23 protein-coding genes and 1 riboswitch are annotated in these 20,234 nt (G+C 34.2%); of the genes, 10 read left to right on the top strand and 13 right to left on the bottom strand.

All coding sequences use genetic code 11. From position 1 onward, the window contains the following. Positions 1–73: 73 nt before the first annotated feature. The gene (locus tag M663_RS0108550) at positions 74–970 is read left to right on the top strand and encodes a radical SAM protein (protein ID WP_029688623.1); all 897 of its coding nucleotides are present in this window, start codon (positions 74–76) and stop codon (positions 968–970) included. Here the strand turns inward: M663_RS0108550 and M663_RS0108545 are convergent. After that, the gene (locus M663_RS0108545) at positions 962–1,819 is read right to left on the bottom strand and encodes an RluA family pseudouridine synthase (RefSeq protein ID WP_029688622.1); all 858 of its coding nucleotides are present in this window, start codon (positions 1,817–1,819) and stop codon (positions 962–964) included. The genes M663_RS0108550 and M663_RS0108545 overlap by 9 nt on opposite strands. Before the next feature lie 87 nt (positions 1,820–1,906). Here M663_RS0108545 and M663_RS0108540 point away from each other — a divergent pair, with 87 nt between their 5' ends. Further along, positions 1,907–2,371, top strand: a complete 465-nt coding sequence (locus M663_RS0108540) for an NUDIX hydrolase (RefSeq protein WP_029688621.1) — start codon at positions 1,907–1,909, stop codon at positions 2,369–2,371. Here the strand turns inward: M663_RS0108540 and M663_RS0108535 are convergent. Next, on the bottom strand, positions 2,353–2,556 hold the full coding sequence (locus tag M663_RS0108535) for a YgiT-type zinc finger protein (RefSeq protein WP_029688620.1): 204 nt from the start codon (positions 2,554–2,556) through the stop codon (positions 2,353–2,355). The two genes, M663_RS0108540 and M663_RS0108535, sit on opposite strands and share 19 nt — an antisense overlap. Positions 2,557–2,795: 239 nt before the next feature. Here M663_RS0108535 and M663_RS0108530 point away from each other — a divergent pair, with 239 nt between their 5' ends. Then, positions 2,796–3,497: a phosphoenolpyruvate carboxykinase (ATP) gene (locus M663_RS0108530; RefSeq protein WP_273702673.1), complete on the top strand. Its 702-nt coding sequence runs from the start codon at positions 2,796–2,798 to the stop codon at positions 3,495–3,497. Positions 3,498–3,806: 309 nt separating this feature from the next. Here M663_RS0108530 and M663_RS0108520 read toward each other — a convergent pair whose 3' ends face one another. From M663_RS0108520 to rlmD, 8 genes are all read right to left on the bottom strand, one after another. Then, the gene (locus M663_RS0108520; RefSeq protein ID WP_029688618.1) at positions 3,807–5,138 is read right to left on the bottom strand and encodes a replication-associated recombination protein A; all 1,332 of its coding nucleotides are present in this window, start codon (positions 5,136–5,138) and stop codon (positions 3,807–3,809) included. A 13-nt stretch (positions 5,139–5,151) separates the two neighbouring features. Then, on the bottom strand, positions 5,152–5,517 hold the full coding sequence (locus M663_RS0108515; RefSeq protein WP_003870945.1) for an HIRAN domain-containing protein: 366 nt from the start codon (positions 5,515–5,517) through the stop codon (positions 5,152–5,154). Between the two features lie 39 nt (positions 5,518–5,556). Then, positions 5,557–6,165 (bottom strand): glycerol-3-phosphate acyltransferase, encoded by a 609-nt coding sequence (locus M663_RS0108510; RefSeq protein WP_003868555.1) that lies wholly within the window; start codon positions 6,163–6,165, stop codon positions 5,557–5,559. Further along, on the bottom strand, positions 6,162–6,626 hold the full coding sequence (locus M663_RS14685; protein WP_273702672.1) for a hypothetical protein: 465 nt from the start codon (positions 6,624–6,626) through the stop codon (positions 6,162–6,164). The genes M663_RS0108510 and M663_RS14685 overlap by 4 nt, the downstream gene beginning before the upstream one ends. Positions 6,627–6,662: 36 nt before the next feature. Further along, on the bottom strand, positions 6,663–7,883 hold the full coding sequence (locus M663_RS0108500; RefSeq protein ID WP_009052866.1) for a patatin-like phospholipase family protein: 1,221 nt from the start codon (positions 7,881–7,883) through the stop codon (positions 6,663–6,665). Positions 7,884–7,906: 23 nt separating this feature from the next. Continuing rightward, complete coding sequence (locus tag M663_RS0108495) at positions 7,907–8,494, bottom strand: carboxymuconolactone decarboxylase family protein (RefSeq protein ID WP_009052867.1); 588 nt, start codon at positions 8,492–8,494, stop codon at positions 7,907–7,909. A 96-nt stretch (positions 8,495–8,590) separates the two neighbouring features. Next, positions 8,591–9,376, bottom strand: coding sequence for an alpha/beta hydrolase (locus M663_RS0108490; RefSeq protein WP_029688616.1), 786 nt, complete (start codon positions 9,374–9,376; stop codon positions 8,591–8,593). A gap of 208 nt (positions 9,377–9,584) precedes the next feature. Next, positions 9,585–10,937, bottom strand: a complete 1,353-nt coding sequence (rlmD, locus tag M663_RS0108480; RefSeq protein ID WP_029688615.1) for a 23S rRNA (uracil(1939)-C(5))-methyltransferase RlmD — start codon at positions 10,935–10,937, stop codon at positions 9,585–9,587. Positions 10,938–11,108: 171 nt separating this feature from the next. Here rlmD and M663_RS0108475 point away from each other — a divergent pair, with 171 nt between their 5' ends. From M663_RS0108475 to M663_RS0108450, 6 genes are all read left to right on the top strand, one after another. Continuing rightward, positions 11,109–11,525: a HutP family protein gene (locus M663_RS0108475; RefSeq protein WP_029688614.1), complete on the top strand. Its 417-nt coding sequence runs from the start codon at positions 11,109–11,111 to the stop codon at positions 11,523–11,525. Between the two features lie 73 nt (positions 11,526–11,598). Further along, positions 11,599–11,745, top strand: a complete 147-nt coding sequence (locus M663_RS15430) for a hypothetical protein (protein WP_200773858.1) — start codon at positions 11,599–11,601, stop codon at positions 11,743–11,745. Between the two features lie 12 nt (positions 11,746–11,757). Then, complete coding sequence (locus M663_RS0108465) at positions 11,758–12,885, top strand: sodium ion-translocating decarboxylase subunit beta (protein ID WP_029688613.1); 1,128 nt, start codon at positions 11,758–11,760, stop codon at positions 12,883–12,885. A 91-nt stretch (positions 12,886–12,976) separates the two neighbouring features. After that, a complete protein-coding gene (locus M663_RS15425) occupies positions 12,977–13,150 on the top strand; it encodes a spore coat associated protein CotJA (protein ID WP_006569952.1) in 174 nt (57 codons plus the stop codon). 4 nt (positions 13,151–13,154) lie between these two features. Then, the gene (locus M663_RS0108455; protein ID WP_029688612.1) at positions 13,155–13,412 is read left to right on the top strand and encodes a spore coat protein CotJB; all 258 of its coding nucleotides are present in this window, start codon (positions 13,155–13,157) and stop codon (positions 13,410–13,412) included. Between the two features lie 13 nt (positions 13,413–13,425). Next, positions 13,426–13,998: a manganese catalase family protein gene (locus M663_RS0108450; protein WP_029688611.1), complete on the top strand. Its 573-nt coding sequence runs from the start codon at positions 13,426–13,428 to the stop codon at positions 13,996–13,998. Positions 13,999–14,014: 16 nt separating this feature from the next. Here M663_RS0108450 and M663_RS0108445 read toward each other — a convergent pair whose 3' ends face one another. From M663_RS0108445 to M663_RS0108435, 3 genes are read right to left on the bottom strand one after another with little or no spacing between them, the layout of a single operon-like run. Next, positions 14,015–14,515, bottom strand: coding sequence for a YbaK/EbsC family protein (locus M663_RS0108445; RefSeq protein WP_029688610.1), 501 nt, complete (start codon positions 14,513–14,515; stop codon positions 14,015–14,017). Next, a complete protein-coding gene (locus tag M663_RS0108440; protein WP_029688609.1) occupies positions 14,484–16,907 on the bottom strand; it encodes a homocysteine S-methyltransferase family protein in 2,424 nt (807 codons plus the stop codon). Before M663_RS0108440 ends, M663_RS0108445 begins: the two co-directional genes overlap by 32 nt. 13 nt (positions 16,908–16,920) lie before the next feature. Next, complete coding sequence (locus M663_RS0108435; RefSeq protein ID WP_029688608.1) at positions 16,921–17,832, bottom strand: methylenetetrahydrofolate reductase; 912 nt, start codon at positions 17,830–17,832, stop codon at positions 16,921–16,923. 63 nt (positions 17,833–17,895) lie between these two features. Beyond that, positions 17,896–18,000, bottom strand: a riboswitch (SAM riboswitch). Between the two features lie 499 nt (positions 18,001–18,499). Between M663_RS0108435 and glgP the strand changes: the two genes are divergently transcribed. Next, on the top strand, positions 18,500–20,125 hold the full coding sequence (glgP, locus tag M663_RS0108430; protein WP_029688607.1) for an alpha-glucan family phosphorylase: 1,626 nt from the start codon (positions 18,500–18,502) through the stop codon (positions 20,123–20,125). Positions 20,126–20,234: the final 109 nt, after the last annotated feature.

Genomic DNA, 20,234 nt, shown 5'->3' with positions numbered 1-20,234 from the left:
TGTAAAATATAGAAAATACAAGCTTTATACAAAAAAATAAAGAATGATATAATATTGAGTGGAGGGAATTTCTATGGAACCAGCAATAAAATGCAATATATGTCCAAGAAACTGCAATGTAGACAGGTCAAAGTCAAAAGGACTTTGTAACATTCCTTGGCAGGTAAAAGTAGCAAAAGCATATCTACATCATTGGGAAGAGCCTTTTATAAGTGGTACGAGAGGCTCTGGAACAGTTTTTTTCAGTGGTTGTAACCTAAAGTGTGTCTTTTGTCAAAATTACGAAATAAGTCAATACCAATTTGGTAAATTTCTAACAGTAGAAGAATTAGCACAAGTATTTTTAAATTTACAAAAGCAAGGTGCCCATAACATAAACCTTGTTACTCCTACAATCCATGTCTTCTCAATAAAAGAGGCGATTTTATTAGCAAAAAGGCAAGGGCTTCATATACCTATAGTATATAATACAAACGCCTATGAAAATGTAGAAACTTTAAAAATGTTGGAAGGACTAATTGACATATATCTTCCTGACCTTAAGTATTCCGATGACACTCTTGCAAAAAAATATTCTAAAGCCCCTAATTATTTTGAGCATGCAACAAAAGCAATATTAGAAATGTACAGACAGGTAGGAATACCTCAATTTGATGAAGAAGGAATATTAAAAAGAGGTTTAGTGATAAGACATCTCATAATGCCGGGATTTGTAGAGGACACTAAAAAAATTCTTTTGTGGATTAAAGAAAACCTCCCAAAAGAAATATATGTAAGCTTAATGAGTCAATATACCCCTTATTATCAAGCTCAAAAGTATCCAGAAATAAATAGAAAAATCACTCCTCAAGAATATGATGAAGCTATAGATTTTTTCTTTGAGATAGGCCTTGAAAATGGCTTAATTCAAGAAATAGAAAGCGCCAGTGAAGATTTCATCCCTGATTTTGATTTAGAAGGATTAGAATAATTTTAGTAAATGTTGTATATCTTGTGGCAAAGGCGAATAAACAGAAATGCTTCTTTCTTCTAAAGGGTGTACAAAAGTAAGCCTGTAAGCATGCAATGCTTGCCTTTTAATATAATCATCAGAAGAGCCGTACAATGTATCTCCTACAATAGGATGTCCAATATGGCTCAAATGTACTCTTATTTGATGAGTTCTTCCTGTTTCAATTTTTACCTTTAAAAAAGAAAACCTTTCACTGCTTTTTATCACTTTGTAATTGGTTATAGCTCTATCTCCTTCCTCGGATACCATTCTTTCAATGCCACTTTGTGGTTTTCTCGATATAGGAAGGTCAATTCGACCTTCCCCTTCCATTTTTCCTTCTACTACTGCAAAATAAAGTTTACTCATAGGCTTTACAATTTGAAGATAATACTGCATAAAAGGACGTTTGGCAAATACAACCAGACCCGACGTACCCTTATCTAAGCGATTAACAGGTCGAATCAAAGCCTTTATTCCTTTATCTTTAAAATACCACGCTACCCCATTTGCAAGAGTACCACTTTGATATCTTTTTGTTGGATGCACAACTACTCCAGCTGGTTTATCAACTATTAAAACATCCTCGTCCTCATAATATATATCCAAACCCATTTTTTCCGGGGCAATATCAGAATCTACCTCGGGAAGGATTAAATCAATCACATCCCCTGGTTGTAAAATTCTTTGTACATTTTCTTTTACGCCATTTACTAATATTTCTCCTTGCCACTTATAAATTCTAATAAGTCTTTTAGAAAAACCTCTGTTCCTCAAAAAGTTTTCTAATATAACGCCTTTTTCATTTTCTCCAACAACTAATCTCATCTTATTATCACCATTCTCTAATTTATAATGTGAGAAATTTATGTGGTATAATCAATTTATAAATAAAATAAGGTGGTTGGTGACTTTATGAAACAAATAATTGTAGGAGTAGGGGGCATAGTTATAAAAGATGGCAAAGTTTTATTGGTAAGGCATACTTATGGTCAATTTAAAGGCAAATGGATAATACCCGGCGGTCATGTGGAAGCCGGTGAAAACATAGACGATGCAGTTTTAAGAGAAATAAAAGAAGAAACTTCAATAGAAACCCGTGTAAAAAATATCATTTCTATAAGAAGTATAATACTTCCCGATGGCAATTCGGAAATATACATTGTTTTTTTGTTAGATTATGTTTCAGGAACTCCTACTTCTGACGGAATAGAAAATGACGCCGCAGCTTTTTTTGACATAGATAAAGTCATAAATGATGAAAATGTAGTCTATCTTTCTCGCTATTTAATTAAAAAGGTATTGACACACACTTATAATAAATTGTCCCCTGACCTCTTTTATCCTTTTGGCAATTTTAATTATAAGCTATTTTGTTGAAATATATTCGTACTTATCTTTATTTTTAAAAGCCTCACAAGCACTTCTGTATCATAATAGACTGCACCACATTTTTGACAAACATATGCCGGCACATCTTTAATTATTATAGTCCTTTTCCCCCTTACCAACTTATATTCTACATTTTGTATCTCTATTTTGCCACCACAAAAGCACTTTTCCATTAGTTTCACTCCTTGTCACGTCGATTTCAAGTTGATAAGGACTTTTTTCTATTATATCATAAATTTCGACATAAATCCCTTAAATTTTAGCCAAAAATTTTGTACCACTTGAAAAAATATTTGAATAATGTTAGAATTTTATTGTAAATGTTAATTTTAAACTTTATAAGATATTTTTGCAATTTTAAACACATTAAAATGCAAATTAGCTTTTATAAAATTAAAAGGAGGCATATTAAATGTACGGTCTTGAAAAATTAAATATAATCAATGTTAAAAACGTTTACCGTAATCTTCCCGTCCCTAAATTAGTTGAAGAAGCTATAAAAAGAGGAGAAGGAGTACTTGCAAATAATGGTGCTTTTAATGTTTATACCGGTAAATACACAGGTCGTTCTCCAAATGATAAATTTATTGTGGATGAACCAGAAGTTCATGAAGATATATGGTGGGAAAATAATAAAGCTATTTCTATGGATAAATTTGAAAGGTTGTACAACCGCTTAACTGCTTATTTACAAAATCGAGACATTTTTATATTTGACGGTTTTGTAGGTGCTGACCTTCAATATAGAATTCCTATAAGAGTTATAACAGAATATGCGTATCAGAGTTTACTGGCACTCCAACTATTCATTCGCCCTAATGAAGAAGAACTTAGAAATCACATCCCCGAATACACGCTAATTGCTGCACCAAAGTTCAACTCTATACCTGAATTAGACGGTGTAAATTCTGAAGCTTTTATTATATTAAGTTTCACTAAAAAACTAATTATAATCGGTGGCTCTCAGTATGGAGGGGAAATCAAAAAGTCAATCTTTACCCTCATGAACTATCTGATGCCAAAGCGCGGAGTTTTATCTATGCACTGTTCTGCAAATATGGGCAAAGATGGAGATACCACTCTCTTTTTCGGAAAAATACAAAGGTGTAACTGATGATATCAAAAAATCAGGCCCAAATGTTTAAAAACATAAAGTCTCCTTGCAGTGCGTACTGCTAGGAGACTTTTATAATTTGTAGCCATTATAATATATCTTTCATATTATAAAGTAGAAGTCAACCTAAAAAAGGAGGTAAGTTTATGTCTGACAAACACAAACATCATGAAAATCAATGGATTTGGATCATAATCATCATTTTGATAATTTTGTTATTTGTACCTGGCATCATTATATGTGAAGAGCCTAAAAATACTATTTAATAAAAAGGGGCATCTGCCCCTTTTTATATTAAATAACTCAAAATTATTTTCCTTTCTTTTTTAAGTTGCTAATTTGCTCTAATCGCTTTTGTATGTCCTTCTCAAAACCAGAATCCGTCGGTACATAGTATTTCCTGTCTTTAAGATTATCCGGTAGGCATTGCATATCAGTGACTTTCTCTTCAAAATCGTGAGCATACTTATACCCTTTGCCATATCCTAATTCTTTCATAAGCTTTGTAGGAGCATTTCTTAAGTGTATAGGCACACTTTCAGCAATTGTCTCTTCTGCATCTTTTTTCGCTTTATTATATGCCATGTATACCGCATTAGATTTAGGAGCTAACGCTAAATATATTGCCACTTGAGCGAGATTTACACTACACTCAGGAATTCCAATGTAATGGCAAGCATTATAAGCTGCAACAGCCATTTCAAGAGCTTGAGGGTCTGCAAGCCCAATATCTTCAGAAGCAAATCGTATCATTCTTCTCGCAATATAAAGAGGGTCTTCTCCAGCTTCTAACATCCTTGCAAGCCAATACACTGCCGCATCCCAATCGCTATTTCTTAAAGATTTATGAAAAGCAGATATTAAATTATAGTGTTCTTCTCCTTGTTTGTCGTAAAGCAGAGTCTTTTTCTGCATTGCATCAGCTAATATATCATCTGTGACAATTCTTTCCCCTTCAATTACTTTAGCCCCCATAACCGCAATTTCTAATGTGTTTAAAGCAACCCTTGCATCACCATTTGCAAAAAGTGCAATTTTTTTGAGCTGTTCATCTGTTATACCAATTTTGTACATGCCAAATCCATTTTGTTCATCTTTTAACGCTCTTTTAAGCAGTACAAGTAAATCTTCTTCTGTAAGAGGCTTCATGACAAAAACTTTAGAACGAGACAAAAGCGCTGAATTTACCTCAAAAGAAGGATTTTCTGTAGTTGCACCAATTAATATTATGTTTCCTTTTTCCACATGAGGCAAAAAAGCATCCTGCTGAGCTTTATTAAAGCGATGAATTTCATCAATAAATACAACAGTTCTAGTTCCATACATAGCATCCAATTCAGCTTTTGCCATTATCTCCTTTATCTCTTTGATTCCTGATAAAACAGCACTAAAGGTGATAAATTTAGAATTTGTCATATTGGCTATAATCATAGCAAGGGTAGTTTTACCTACCCCTGGCGGCCCCCACAAAATCATTGAAGCAATATTGTCCTTTTCAATCAATTCCCTAAGTAATTTCCCTTTACCTAAAAGATGTTCTTGACCTACAAACTCATCCAAAGTTTTGGGTCTCATCCTGTCGGCCAAAGGTTTATTTTTTTTCACTTCATTATCAAATATAGATGCTTGTTTGTATTCCATATTTTCTCACCATCTAAGTTTTATTTTTGTACTTTTTCTTTCTTTTTTCTTTTAGTCGGAACTTTATAGTAACTTTTACAAAGTCCTCTTCTAAAAATTCTGCAATAGCAAGGTCCTTTGTCACAAATTTTACCACAGCAAAGGCATGACTCCCAAATCTATCGTAAATTCGCCCTGCACTATAACAACCTCTTGGAACAGTTCCAACACTATTAGCTACATATCCTACTTGTCCTAATGGGGCAAGGGTAACAGATATTGCTTCATCATCATAGTCATTGTACAAATCCTTTTCTAATCTTACAATCGTGCCTGGTTTCAAAACTTTTGTGCCGTAATAATATTGACATCCAGTTATTGCAATATAAATAGATTCCACCTCATACACTCCCAACTTGATTTTAATTAAAATTATATTTTATTTTACCATTTTGGCCTTTAAAACAATATTCATATCATTCTTTCTTTTATATAAAAGCACAGCAAAATTGAGCATCCACAGTAAAAGTAAATAACTTTCAACACTACTCAAAAACAACAGCCCACCTAGAATACCAAAACCTACAAGGTCTAATACAGCATCTATTTCAGGTATAGAAGGCTTTCCTCTATTATACCGCCTCTCACCTAATTTTAAAATACCTAAAATAACAGCATAGGTCAAAGAAGCTTTAAAACGAGTAATGGCACTCCACACTCCAAAAGTAGTGGCTAATGCTTTGCCCCCTTTAAATTTTAAAAAGGGTGAAAAAGCGTGGCCTAAAATAGGAGCTATTGCCACAATTGCAATAGCATTTCCTGTAACATACCCTTTTTCAAGAAAATACACCAGCGGAAAATAGCCCTTCATAAAATCAAAAGTAGCGCCAACGACTCCCATTTTAAAGCCTGCTGCATGACCTAAATTGAAAGCTCCGGGATTTCCATCCCTCACTTCTTCTAATCTTTTTCCCAGCATAAGCCCCATCCAATATGAAAACATCAATGAACCACAGCCAAACTCCAATATGCTGAGCAGAATAATCATACATTATTCCTTCTTTCTACACTTATTTCCCTACCCTTCCATAAAACTTTTTTCTTAAATGCCACCTGATAAAAGGAATGTAAAGTTACTAGTATAAAAAAGGCTGTCGAAATAAAATGAAAAATAGGAATAAATATACCAAATCTTCCTGTATACTTTGTAAAATATAGTATTTGCAGAGTATAAAAAAGATAGCCAATTTCGTAAAAAATAGCAATAGGCGAATGAGAAAAAACCAAAAAAGGAGTTATAAATCCCACTAATACAAGTCCTAAAAGCCATAAAACTATCAAGAAAATCGTTCCAAAACTTAAAGTATTTGCACTCAAAATTGCTCCTTTGCTAAATCCATGTATTTCACTTATAATTCCATAAGGATACATCCTAAAAGAGACAAGGTCATATTTCTTTGGTTTCATAATATCACACAAGAAAATGATTATCAACCTCTCTATCTCCATTTTATCCGTCCTCTAATTAAGCAGTCTTACAGTAAGTTAGCTAAAAATAACTTTCCCGACTTCCTTTATAACTTCGTTTTTAGTAAATATAGAAAGCACATCTATCTTTTTAATTACACTTTCTATTATTTCTTCTATTTCTTCTTTATCTTCCTCAACAGCTTCTTTGTCACAATTAATTTTCTCCCTTACAGCGCTAATTAGCTTTTCGTAGGTATAAACCCTAAATCTCTCTATTTCATAAATCTCCGCCAGATTTTCTAAAAGAGTTAAAAATATTTCATCGTAATCGGCATCAACTTTCAAATCCAATAAGGAGCACAATTTAGGAATAATAACTTCAAACAAAGCTCTCTTTGCTGGAATTTCTTTATTTACTCTAAAGATATCCTTTAAATTCTCAATTCTTCTTTCTTCTAAATTCATAAGGTAACGGATAAAATATTCCTTTTCCCCTTTCGGCTCGATATAATACTTATCTCCCTTTAGTCCTTTTAAAGCCTTTAAACCATCAAAGTATCCTAATTTAAGGTTATACCTTACAACGTTTTTATCAAAATCCAAAATCCCTCCTAAATCTTCCTTTGGAGAAATAACTAATGTATTTAAACCTTTAAAATCAATTTTTTTGACTATGCCAAAACTGCCAGTCCTTATGATTATCAAATCTTTATAGCCTTTTTTTATGAGTAAATCAGCCGGAAGATTGTTGTATACTCCTCCATCCAGATAACTTTTTCCATCAATTTTCTCTCTTTTAAAGACAGGTAAATAAGCACTTGCCATCAAATAATCCACAAGTTTCCCATAAGGTATGTCTTCAATATATAGTTCCATAGGCTTAAAATCACTTAAAGAAACAGTAACAATCGCAAAGTCTTTTCCTGAATTTCTTATCTTATTTTCGTCTATAACCTCTTTTAGCAAATTCTTAAGAGGAGTTATATCCAGTCCACCCTCCTCAATAATTCCCTTTAGCAACTGCGTAACTAAAAAAATATCCTCTCTTCTCCATCTTCCTTTTTTAAGCCTCTCAATTTCATCATCATTAGCCTTGATAACTTTAGAATAAGAAATATCATGCCACAGTTCATAAGCTTTTTCAAAATTACCTTGTGCAATAATAGCACCATTCAAAGCTCCAACAGAAGTCCCTGCTACCCCTCTTACCTCTATACCTTCTTCAGCCAAAGCTTTGTAAGCTCCTATCTGATATGCACCCCTTGCACCTCCACCCTCTAAAACAATTCCATACATCTTTCCCACCCCTATTTTACAACTCAATTTTTAGCATTAGCGGCATGATTTACTTTCCTATTAAAAAGTTGATTAATCAATGCAGCAGGTACAAATACAAAGATTCCAAAAATTATACCTAATTCATCCTTTAAATTACTGTTTTTATAAGGTTTTCCTTTTAGCCTGTTTACCAAAGCGCTAAAGGCATTTCCATGGGTATTCCCTACCATTATTGCTCTTATGGCTCTCATAATACTATATGTGTAATCTTCCCCATAAGTCTCTACAAGCTTTTTATATGCCTCTTCATCAAAATTTCCTGCTGTCTCTGCATAGTGTTCAGCAAAGAGTAAAGCAGCTAATTGATCATCAGGCACATCACCAAACTCGCCACTTAATAATTTTTTTACTTCCTCATTAGACATACCAGCTCTTAAAGCCTCTTTAGCATGAAAGTAACTACAGTAAGGACATCCATTTACTTGTGTTACTGCCAGCATAATTCTTTCCACAAAGTCTTTACTCAATTTCACTCTTTTTTTAGGTTTAGACTGTCCCTTGTTTATTAAAAAATCCTCAACAAATCTATAAAAAGTTTTCGTATCATAAAATCTGTTTTCTTTTTCCATAGCTATTTAACCTCCAATTTAATACCTACTATTTTAGTATGTTTTAATTATATCACATCTTTAAAAAATATATAAAAACTTAAAGGATAGCACTTGCTATCCCTTTAAATTTTCTTTAAAGAAATTAATAGACTCTTCTATAGCCTTTTTCTCCCATTCTAACTTATTGAAAGTGTGATCTGCACCTTCAATGGTAATTCGCTTTGCATTGCCTCTATACACTTCTTCAAGTATTTTATCTGATACCTCATATTTTACCGCTGCATCTTCTGTGCCATGAACTATCAAAACCGGTTTATCATACCCTTTGGAAAATTCAAATATATTTAGTTTTATCAAGTCGTCTATAAATTCTTTACTCAAAGCTAAGCCGCCGATGTCAATTATCCCCTCTCTTTCAAGCATTCCTAGCATTTTTTCGTCAGCACTTTTACTTTGCTCCAAAATCAATTCCGGCATGTTAAAAGCAGGTGCCCAAAGAGCCAAAGCCTTTATTTCCTCCTTTAACTCACTTGCGATGACTCCGGCCACTGCTCCTCCCATACTAAGCCCTAAAATACCTATATTCTCTACATCCGTCACAGGTTCATTTTTTATAAATTTTATTATTTGCCTTGCATCTTCTAGCTCTCCGCTAAAAGTCATTTCGCTAAAATCTCCATCGCTTTCTCCAGATCCGTAAAAATCAAATCTCACACTGGCTATACCTACTTTTTCCAACTGACGTGAAAGCTTTACAAAAATAAAGTGAGGCTCCATTTTATTGCCAGTAAAACCGTGGAAAATAGCCACCATAGGGACTTTTCCGTGAATACCGTGAGGTAGGTGCATCATACCTCTTAATGTTTTTCCGTTATAAGTAAATTCAACATGTTTTTGCATAATTTCACCCCTCTTTATTTTCTAATATTTAGTATACCACACCTTTGAAATAATTACCATATAATTATACACCGTTATTTGGAACTTCCATGCTTTTTTTAATCTTTTTTGATCAACTTTTCAATAATATCGCTTAACTTGGAGTATGGTTTTAATTTTTTTATAAAAATTGCATTAGCCATAAAATTTAACTGTCACCCCCTCATTCTTACTTTCTCTCCATTAACACTGCCGTCTCAACATGATACGTATAAGGAAACATGTCTACACATTTTACTTTATCTACTTTATATCCTCCTTCACTAAAAATTCTTAAATCTCTTGCAAGAGATTCAGGATTACAAGAAACATAAACTACTTTTTGAGGGTTGAATTTTATAATATCTTCAAGAGCTTTTGGATTGATTCCAGACCTTGGAGGGTCCACAATCACCACATCAGGCATTTCTTTAATTTCTTTGAGTTTCTTTGAGACATCACCGGCAATGAAAGTGCAATTTTTAAGTCCATTGAGTTCTGCGTTTTCCCTCGCCGACATAACTGCTTCTTCCACAAGTTCTATCCCAATCACCTTTTTAGCCATTGGAGCCATAATTATACCTATGGTCCCTGTACCGGAGTACAAATCAAAAACTATTTTGTCAGATACATCTCCTGCAAATTCCCTCACCGTCTCATAAAGTTTTTCTGCCCCGTATGAATTGGTCTGAAAAAAAGAAAATGCACTTATTTTAAATTTTAAATCCAAAATCTCTTCTATTAGATAATCTCTTCCATATAGCACTTCCAATCTTTCGCATACTACAGCATCTGACCAGGAATCGTTTTGAGTATGTAGTACACCCACAAGACGACTTCCAAAATTCGCATTTTTATATATCTCGATAAGCTCTGTAAAGTCATGTTTCAACTGTGTTGTTGTCACAATATTCAACAAAATTTCCCTTGATTTTGAAGCTTTCCGAACCACCAAATGTCTCAAAAAACCTTCATGATTCTTTTTGTCATAAAAAGGCAATCTCTTATTTATCGCATAATCAAAAGTGAGAGTTAAAGCTTTAATAAAGTCATCATCAACAATATTACATTTATCCGTCATGATTACCTCATAAAATCGACCTTTCCTATGAAGTCCTAACACCCCATTGCCTTCTTTATCTTTTCCAAAAGTGTATTCCATTTTATTCCTATAACCATGCTCTTTAGGACTTTTCACAATACTTAAAAATTCATAATCTCTTATTCCTTCTTTTTCAAAAAGCTTTTTCACAATATCTTCTTTTATCTTAAGTTGATCTTGATAGCTAACATTTTGATAAGTACAGCCGCCACAGTCCCCAAAGTGAGGGCAATGGCTTTGCTTTTCCAAAGGAGAATTCTCTATTACTTCCACTATTTCGCCTTCTACCATATCCTTTTTTACTTTTTTAACTTTTGCCTTTATTTTTTGCCCCAAAAGTGCTCCTTTTATTTTTACTTTTTTCCCCTCAAAATAGCCTATCCCAAATCCACCAAATTCCATGTCTTTTATCTCAACTGTTATAACATCATTTCTTCTCACTGTCATTCCTCCTTTGCTATTTAGATTATACCTTATTTTGCTTAATAATTCTAATATTACTTATTAAAATGTTTTCATCAAAAAATAAAATAACCTTTACATAATTTTAATAACGTTGTATACTAATACTGGGTGAGAGAGTGAAAGAGTGAGAAAGGATGAAGAATTAAAGTGTTTATAAACAACTTAACAGTTGCAAAAGGAGCCATAGTATTGTCTCTTTCCTCAAATAGAGAGGAAGAAGAAGAAATCAAAAAACTTCTCATAGAAAAAGGTTACAAATGCGCCGTAACAGAGCTGGGAGGTAAAAGCAGCGAATTCAATGAAAAAATAGTCTCTGCAGTGGTAGGAGCAGCTTTAAACAATAATGTAATTGAAAAAAATCCAACTTCTATGCACGCCCTCTTACATGCTACAATTGAAGCTGTAAAATCCTTATCCTTGACTTTGCCCTTAGATGTAAGCCTTATGATGAAAATTGCAGTTGTAGTAGATAACACATGGATTGCAGTTTCAATGTTTGGAAAATCAGCCCTACATCCTCTCACAAATCATGAAAGGTTGGGTTTTGGAATAATGCACTTATAAAAATGTACATTTGTGATAGAGGGAAAGAGTCATAAGAATATATGGCTCTTTTATTTTTTCAGGAGGTGAAATAATGGTACCAGATACAGTTTTAGGAGCTATTTATTTGTCAATCATAGACATGGTTTTGTTGTCAATGCTTCTGTTATTAATTGGTGCTATATTATCAAAGATATTCCCGTTATTCAGTAAAATCGAAAAATTTATTAACAAAAAATAAGGAGTGACACAAATGGATATTCTCTTAAAGCTTTTTAAGGATATGATACAAACTACTGGGCTTGTTCATTTAACTTTGGGCAATATCTTTTTAATCTTTGTGGGAATATTTCTCATATATTTAGCTATTGTAAAAAAATATGAGCCATTTTTACTTCTCCCAATAGGTTTTGGCAGTATTGTAGTAAACATACCAGCTACTGATTTATTACAACCTGAAGGTCTCATACACTTTTTTTACTTAGGTGTTGAAAATGTTATCTATCCTCCCCTTATCTTTCTCGGCGTAGGTGCCATGACGGACTTTGGGCCTATGATTGCGAATCCTAGTTTAATGATTTTAGGTGCTTTTGCCCATATAGGAATATTTATAGCGTTAATAGGAGCTAAGCTTTTAGGTTTTAGTATATTTGAAGCAGGGGCAATAGGAATAATTGGCGGGGCAGACGGTCCAATGGCAATTTATGTAACTCAAAAATTAGCTCCCAACCTTATGGCTCAAATTTCTGTCGCTGCGTATTCTTATATGGCGTTAATGCCTTTAATACAACCTCCTATCATGAGATTACTTACTACAAAACAGGAAAGGCAAATAATGATGAAACAGATGAGACCCGTTTCAAAAACAGAAAAAATCGCTTTTCCTATTGTAATAACTATTTTAATAGATTTACTACTTCCTCCAATTGCTCCTCTTATAACAATGTTAATGTTAGGAAATCTTCTAAAAGAATCGGGAGTTGTAGATAGGCTTGCAAAAACAGCCAGTGGAGAATTTATGAATGTAATTACGATATTATTAGGAGTCTCTATAGGCTCCACCATGAAAGCAGACACTTTTTTGACCATTAAGACATTAGAGATAGTCACCTTAGGACTTATCGCTTTTATGACAGGAACAGCTGGAGGTGTACTGGGAGCAAAATTTTTAAATAAACTTTCCGGTGGAAAAATAAATCCACTTGTTGGCTCTGCAGGTATAGCTTCTGTTCCAATAGCTGCGAGAGTATCCCACTCCGTAGCCATAAAAGAAAATCCTTACAACTTTTTAATAATGCACGCGATGGGACCGAATCTCGCAGGAGTTTTTGGAACGGCAATAGCAGGTGGAATAATGCTTGTACTATTAGGAGTTCATTAAAGCAGCCAAAATGGCTGCTTTTTTTACTGTATCACAAACATATATACAAGAATATTATATTAGTAAAACTACAGATTTGGAGGTTTAAAAAATGTACGACTATAATCCTTATGTACAAGATTATGCTTTTCCTTCTCTAAAGCTTGCACAGGCTTATGTGCCTTTACAGAAGTATGTATCTCTTTATCCTCCGGAAGAAGCCATTAAAAAAGGCACTGTCTTTCCTGAACTTGATATGCCTTATGTAGGCGAAAAAATGAGGTGATAAAATGGATAGCAATCAAATATCTATGCTTAAGAAAATCATGGAAATAGAGTTTACCTGCATAGATTTGAATCTATATTTAGACACTCATCCCGAGGACCAAAAAGCTCTTCAAGACTACAACTATTATTCTAATCAATTGTCTATACTAAAACAGCAATATGAACAATTTTACGGACCCTTGATAGTTTTTGGTCATTCACAAAGTCAATATCCTTGGAAATGGGTAGACGACCCTTGGCCTTGGGAAATAGAATATTGAGGAGGACTTTGATATGTGGGTTTATGAAAAGAAACTACAATATCCTGCTAAAGTCTGCAAACCAGATGTAAAAATGGCAAAATACCTCATTGCCCAATATGGAGGCCCTGATGGAGAATTGGCAGCCGCCTTAAGATATCAAACCCAGCGATTCGTTATGCCTACGGGAAAAGCAAAAGCAGTTTTGACAGACATTGCTACAGAAGAATTAGCACACCTTGAAATAATAGCAACTCTTGTTTTCAAACTTTTAAAAGGAGTACCCGTAGAAATATTAAAGAGAGAAGGATTGGGAGAATATTACACGGAGCACGACAGAGGCTTGTTCTACGCAGATACAACTGGAATGCTGTGGACCGCCGCCTATATCCAGGCAAAAGGAGATGCAATCGCTGATTTACACGAAGATATGGCAGCCGAAGAAAAAGCAAGAACAACTTATGAACATTTAATAAATCTCACAGATGACCCTTGTGTAAAAGATACTCTAAGGTTTTTGAGAGAGAGAGAGATTGTACACTTTCAAAGATTTGGAGAGACTTTAGTTCAGGTAAGAGAATATATGGAAAGTAAAAAATTCTTTTAAAAAAGTAGATGTATGTCTATTGGCATACATCTACCCATTTTCCTTCTACTATTTTATCAAGGTCCTTAACTTTTATGGTAACAGCAGCGTTTACGTCGCCAGCAGCAGGATATACTACCTCATAATTTTTTAAAGACACATCATAATATACTTTAACCGGATTTTTCAACCCATAAGGACAAACACCCCCAACAGGATGCCCTGTAACTTCTAACACTTCTTCTGGAGATGCCATTTTTGCTTTTGTCTTAAAAGTCTCTTTAAATTTTCTATTGTCTATTTTTTTATCTCCTGCTGTTATAACCATAATATATTCATCCTTTAATCTAAAAAGCATAGACTTTGCTATTTCTCCAGGAGTTACACCTATAGACTCTGCTGCTTTTTCCACAGTGCTTGTATCTTCAAAAATTTTTATTTTAATATCATATCCCTTCTCTTTAAAAAACTCTTTCACCGCTTCTACTGACACTTCAACACCACCTTTAAATACCACAAGTTTTACATAAAAGAGCATTTTTTAAGAAAAATTTATCAGCAATTTTAACTGCATCCTGAGCTGTTTTCCCGTAATAATCTGCGCCAATCTTATAGGCATATTCCTCAGTCAAAACAGCACCACCGACCATTATTTTTACATCAGTATTTGCTTTAAGCAGTTTGATAATTTTTTCCATGTTAAATAAAGTAGTTGTCATTAAAGCACTTAAACCTACTAATGGTGCCCCACTCCGTCTTATTTCTTCTAATATCACTTCTCCTTTGACATCCTTTCCTAAGTCAATTACATCATATCCATAGTTTTCAAGCAAAACTTTTACTATATTTTTTCCTATGTCGTGGACATCACCTTCAACAGTTGCAAGTATTATTTTGCCTTTAGATACTGAACCTTTTGGAAGTTTTTCCTTTATTATCCTAAAAGCATTTTGCACCACTTCTGCAGAGCTTAAAAGTTGTGGCAAAAAATATATGCCTTTTTCATATCTATCTCCCACTTCTTTTAAGGCAGGAATTATTATGTTATCAACTATAGAAAGAGGTTGAACTTCTTCCTCTAAAATGTTTTTTACTATATCTTCTACTCCTGATTTTTTACCTTCTAAAATTTGTATATAGAACTTTGACTTTAAATCTTCTTCCTGAATTTTTGGCTGTTCTTTTTCTTTGACCTCCTCTTTTTGCTTTTTCCCATATATATTCAGATAATTCACACTGCCTTTATCTTTATTTAGTAAAACCATTGAAGCCCTCAAAGTGTCCATCATGGCTTCATCGCAGGGATTTATAATAGCAGTAGTAAGCCCATAAGAGGCTGCCATTGCCAAAAAAGTAGAGTTTATCAGCCTTCTTTCAGGCAAACCAAAGGAAACATTACTAAGTCCGACAACAGTATTTACTCCTAACTCTTCTTTAGCCAGTTTTATCGCTTCTAAAGTCTCAATTGCAGCCTCCTGCTCAGAAGAAACCGTCAGCACAATACAATCTATCAATATGTCCTCTTTGGGTATGCCATACTCTTCCGCTTTTCTTATAATTTTTTTCGCATTTTCAATTCTTTCATGCCTATCTTTGGGAAGCCCTTTATCTCCTACAGTAAGTCCTACAACACAAGCTCCGTATTTTTTGACAATAGGAAGCACTTCTTTTAAACTTTCCTCTTTTGCACTTACGGAGTTGATTATGGGTCTACCTCTTAAAATTCTTATAGCTTTTTCTACAGCTTTAATATTAGTGCTATCTATTTGAAGAGGAAGGTCTACCACATTTTGTATTTCAGAAACTACCTTGGGAAGTAATTGCTCCTCATCTATTCCTGGTACCCCTACATTTACATCTAATATTTCTGCTCCACATTTTTGCTGTTTTATACCTTCTTCTATTGCTAAACCTACATCCCCGGCCAAAAAAGCTTCACTCAACCTCTTCTTCCCAGTCGGATTTATACGCTCCCCTATAACCCTTAAAGGATAATCGTTACCTATGAAAACTGTTTTTGTATTAGAAGATAGAGCTGTAAATTTGTTTACTTTGACTTTTGGCTTTAAATCTTTTACAGCCTCTTTAACAAGTTTTATATATTGTGGAGTAGTACCGCAGCACCCCCCAACTATAGAAGCACCTTTTTCAACAAGAGAAGGAAAGAAACTAGCAAATTCTTCTGGTTTTAAGTCATAAACTGTTTTGCCGTCTCTAATCACAGGCATACCTGCATTAGGTTGTGCAATAATAGGTATGCGAGAAACTTGAGACATTTTTTCCACTACACTTACCATTTTATCGGGACCTGTCGAGCAGTTAACGCCAATGGCATCTAATCCTAACCCTTGTAAACTAACTACTACAGTTATAGGGTCTGACCCCATGAGAGTCCTTCCATCTTCTTGAAAAGTCATTGTACATATAACTTTCATGTTTGAATTCTCTTTAGCAGCAAGAATGGCAGCTTTTGCCTCCAGCATATCTGACATTGTTTCAATTAAAACAATATCTGCTCCTGCACTTTCTGCAGCTATAACTACTTCTTTAAAAACATCATAAGCCTCATCAAAAGTCATGTCTCCATAGGGGGTCAAAAGCTCGCCAATAGGTCCTATAGAAAGTGCAACGGGTTTATCTTTTGCAGCTTCTTTAGCTATTTTGACTGCTTGAGTGACAATATTGAAAACCTCATTTTCTAGTCCATATTTTGCTAATTTTATCCTATTAGCCCCAAATGTATTTGTTTCAATTACATCCGCTCCTGCTTCTATATAGGACCTGTGGATATCAAATACTACTTCTGGATGAGTTATATTCATATATTCGGGACACTCTCCCGTTTTTAAACCCCTCTCTTGAAGTTGTGTTCCCATTGCTCCATCAAAAACAATCACTCTATTTGAAAGTTCTTTAAAAATGTCTAACATTTTTTACCTCCATTTAATTCATTTGTACTTTATTTTCTTTAAAATCACAGACCAAATCATCAACTCTTGAAATTATTTCCAACACAGCATCTGTACTTCCTAAAGGCATAATGTGAATTCCCCCAACTTCACTGCGTATCCGTTTTATAAACTCTACAGCTATGTTTATTCCTTCTTCTCTTCCTCCATCCTTTAGCCTTTCTAAAACTTTTTCTGGAATATCTATACCTGGCACTTTTTCATTTAAATTGACTGCCATCTTAAAGCTTTTAAGAGGCAATATGCCTACCAAAAGTGTTACATTGAAATTTTTAATCTTTTCAATAAACTTAAATAAAATATCTTCATCATAAACTGGTTGTGTTTGAATAAACTCTGCCCCTGCTTCTATCTTAACTTTAAGCTTTTCTATGGCCTCTTCTCTTAAATCACTTGGATTTGCAGTAGTACCTGCACAAAATTCTGTTGGTGAATCTAATTTATTGCCATTGTAATCATAACCTCTATTAAAGGCACTGATAATCTTTAAAAGCCCAATAGAATCTACATCGTATACCCCCTTGGCTTGAGGAGTATCACCATGGGAGGGGTCGTCTCCTGTCAAAGCTAATATATTTCTTACCCCTAATGCATAAGCTCCAAGGAGTTCAGACTGAAGCCCAATTAAATTTCTGTCTCTACAGGTCAAATGAAAAATAGTTTCAATGTTTAAATGATCTTGCAAGAGATGAGCTACTGCTATGGGACTCATTCGCATATTCGCCATAGGAGAATCCGTTATATTTAAGGCATCTACAATGCCTTTTAATTTTCTCGCCTCTTCAATAGTTTTCGTTATATCTACCCCTTTTGGCGTAGAAATTTCTGCTGTCACAACAAACTTCCTTTTCTTAAGTTTAGTACACAAATTTTCATTTTTCAACATCTACATCGCCTCCATTTTTAAAAATAAAAAAGTCTCTTCGCCAAAAGAAGAGACACCAAAACTCTCTCATCTTTCAGCGAAACGCTGCTGGAATTGGCACCAAGACGCATATAAAATGCCGGTTGCCGGGTTTCATCGGGCCAGTCCCTCCACCACTCTCGATAAGAGATTTTAAAGTATTAAATTGTTAAACTATTTAAGCTATATGATACTATGGATTAACTCCTATGTCAATAGAAATTTTTTTGTCCCTTTCTAAAGACTTTGCAGGCTTTTTACTTTTTTAAAATAAATCTGTAAATTTTTTATGTTATTTGCTATACTATAATTGTAAAGAATACAAATTTTCGAAAAAGGAATGTTTTGCATATTCTCATCTCTTATTTTTGATATCCTTTCTATTGGATCAATTATACTTTACGGTTTAATCTGGTGGAAAATTTTTGATAAAACTGGTTATGGAGGAGCATATGGTCTTTTGATGTTTATACCTATTGTGAATTTTATAATGCTTTTAGTATTAGCATTCACTGAGTGGCCCGTACATAGATATAAAAATTATTGAGCAATAACACTGTTTTTATTTTTAATACTTGTGCAACCACTTGCATAATGATTTTTTTAATATTATAATATACTTAACACTTGGAAAATGAGGAGGTTTAATATGAGTAATGAAAAATTGCCAAGAGTAGCCTATTTCTGCATGGAATACGGCTTACAGTCAGATTTCAAACTATACGCAGGTGGTCTTGGCATTTTAGCAGGAGACCATCTAAAAGCTGCAAAAGAATTAGGTATGCCTTTAGTAGGAATAGGTATACTGTGGAAACAAGGCTACACAGAACAACATATTGGAGAAGATGGTTATCCCTATGATGCCTATCGCAATTACACACGCAAGTACGACTTTTTAAAGGATACAGGAGTAAAGGTAAAAGTAAAAATAAGAAACAAAGATGTATACTGCAAAGTATGGTTGGTAGACAGCTTTGACAATGCACCTTTGTATTTGCTTGACACAGATATACCAGAAAATGGAGATAGATGGATAACAGGTCAACTTTATGGATGGTTTGGTGAAGAAAGAGTCGCACAAGAAATAGTGTTAGGCATTGGTGGAGTAAGAGCTTTAAGAACTTTGGGAATTGATGTTGATGTTTATCATTTTAACGAAGGGCATGCAGTATTAGCAGCCATTGAGCTTATAAGAGAGAAAATGGAAAATCAAAATATGAGTTTTGAAGAGGCGTGGAAAGCTACAAGAGAAGAAGTAGTATTTACAACCCATACCCCTGTTAAAGAAGGAAACGAATCTCACGATTTAGAACTTCTCATGTACATGGGTGCAAACAATGGTCTTTCAATTGAGCAAATGGCTCAAATCGGTGGTGTTCCTTTTAATATGACAGTCGCAGGTTTGAGACTTTCTCGCATTGCAAACGGTGTCTCAAAACTTCACGGGCAAACTGCAAACAAAATGTGGCAACATGTTGACAACAAAGCACCTATAATCTCCATAACCAATGGTATTGACAGAAACACTTGGGTAGATAAAAGGATAATAGAAGCCTACAACAAAGGTGAAGGACTTTTAGAAACTCATAATATTTTAAAACAAGAATTAATTGATTTTGTATATCAAAGGACAGGAGTTAAATTAGACGTTGACAAGCTTTTGATAGGTTTTTCAAGGAGAGCTGCTCCTTACAAAAGAAGCGACCTTATATTTACCAATGACGAAGTTATAGGTGATTATTTAAGGTCTAAAAAAATTCAAATGGTGTTTTCAGGAAAAGGTCATCCATTAGATGACGTGGGTAAAAAAATTGTCGCAAAATTAATAGAGATGACAAAGAAATATCCTGAAAGCGTAGTATTCCTAGAAGATTACGACATGACAATAGGAAAAATGCTTACTCGAGGCGCTGATGTGTGGTTAAACAATCCAAGAAGACCATTAGAGGCCAGTGGTACCTCCGGCATGAAAGCCGCCATGAACGGAGTGCTAAATTTAAGTATTTTAGATGGATGGTGGCCAGAAGCTTGTATAGACGGAGTAAATGGCTGGCAATTTGGAGATGGTTTTGAGTCTGACAACATAGAAGAATTAGACAAACACGACCTTGAAGCACTCTATGACGTCCTTTTAAATAAAGTAGTTCCAACCTACTACAACGATAAAGCGAAATGGGAAAACATGATGAGAGAAAGCATAAGAACAACTTATGATGCTTTTTCAGCAAATAGAATGTTAAAAGAATACTACGATTTAATGTACACAAAAAAATAAGTCAACCCCCTCGCTAAGTTTAGTTGCTGTTTTGTCACGAGTCGCAATCCCTTGCAAAAGGCTAATCCTTCTAAAAGACTCTTGTCACAAGTTAAGCCGGGAAAACCCT

This window comes from Thermoanaerobacter sp. A7A, from assembly GCF_000445185.1.
Lineage (GTDB): Bacteria > Bacillota > Thermoanaerobacteria > Thermoanaerobacterales > Thermoanaerobacteraceae > Thermoanaerobacter.
The sequence above is the reverse complement of the archived record's forward strand: the minus strand, read 5'-3'. Positions and strand labels throughout refer to the sequence as shown.

Coding starts and splice junctions, on each gene's coding strand:
- M663_RS0108550 (WP_029688623.1), top strand. CDS start 74: ATGGAACCAGCAATAAAATGCAATATATGTCCAAGAAACTGCAATGTA.
- M663_RS0108545 (WP_029688622.1), bottom strand. CDS start 1,819: ATGAGATTAGTTGTTGGAGAAAATGAAAAAGGCGTTATATTAGAAAAC.
- M663_RS0108540 (WP_029688621.1), top strand. CDS start 1,907: ATGAAACAAATAATTGTAGGAGTAGGGGGCATAGTTATAAAAGATGGC.
- M663_RS0108535 (WP_029688620.1), bottom strand. CDS start 2,556: ATGGAAAAGTGCTTTTGTGGTGGCAAAATAGAGATACAAAATGTAGAA.
- M663_RS0108530 (WP_273702673.1), top strand. CDS start 2,796: ATGTACGGTCTTGAAAAATTAAATATAATCAATGTTAAAAACGTTTAC.
- M663_RS0108520 (WP_029688618.1), bottom strand. CDS start 5,138: ATGGAATACAAACAAGCATCTATATTTGATAATGAAGTGAAAAAAAAT.
- M663_RS0108510 (WP_003868555.1), bottom strand. CDS start 6,165: ATGATTATTCTGCTCAGCATATTGGAGTTTGGCTGTGGTTCATTGATG.
- M663_RS14685 (WP_273702672.1), bottom strand. CDS start 6,626: ATGGAGATAGAGAGGTTGATAATCATTTTCTTGTGTGATATTATGAAA.
- M663_RS0108500 (WP_009052866.1), bottom strand. CDS start 7,883: ATGTATGGAATTGTTTTAGAGGGTGGAGGTGCAAGGGGTGCATATCAG.
- M663_RS0108495 (WP_009052867.1), bottom strand. CDS start 8,494: ATGGAAAAAGAAAACAGATTTTATGATACGAAAACTTTTTATAGATTT.
- M663_RS0108490 (WP_029688616.1), bottom strand. CDS start 9,376: ATGCAAAAACATGTTGAATTTACTTATAACGGAAAAACATTAAGAGGT.
- M663_RS15430 (WP_200773858.1), top strand. CDS start 11,599: ATGGTACCAGATACAGTTTTAGGAGCTATTTATTTGTCAATCATAGAC.
- M663_RS0108465 (WP_029688613.1), top strand. CDS start 11,758: ATGGATATTCTCTTAAAGCTTTTTAAGGATATGATACAAACTACTGGG.
- M663_RS15425 (WP_006569952.1), top strand. CDS start 12,977: ATGTACGACTATAATCCTTATGTACAAGATTATGCTTTTCCTTCTCTA.
- M663_RS0108455 (WP_029688612.1), top strand. CDS start 13,155: ATGGATAGCAATCAAATATCTATGCTTAAGAAAATCATGGAAATAGAG.
- M663_RS0108450 (WP_029688611.1), top strand. CDS start 13,426: ATGTGGGTTTATGAAAAGAAACTACAATATCCTGCTAAAGTCTGCAAA.
- M663_RS0108445 (WP_029688610.1), bottom strand. CDS start 14,515: ATGCTCTTTTATGTAAAACTTGTGGTATTTAAAGGTGGTGTTGAAGTG.
- M663_RS0108440 (WP_029688609.1), bottom strand. CDS start 16,907: ATGTTAGACATTTTTAAAGAACTTTCAAATAGAGTGATTGTTTTTGAT.
- M663_RS0108435 (WP_029688608.1), bottom strand. CDS start 17,832: ATGTTGAAAAATGAAAATTTGTGTACTAAACTTAAGAAAAGGAAGTTT.
- glgP (WP_029688607.1), top strand. CDS start 18,500: ATGAGTAATGAAAAATTGCCAAGAGTAGCCTATTTCTGCATGGAATAC.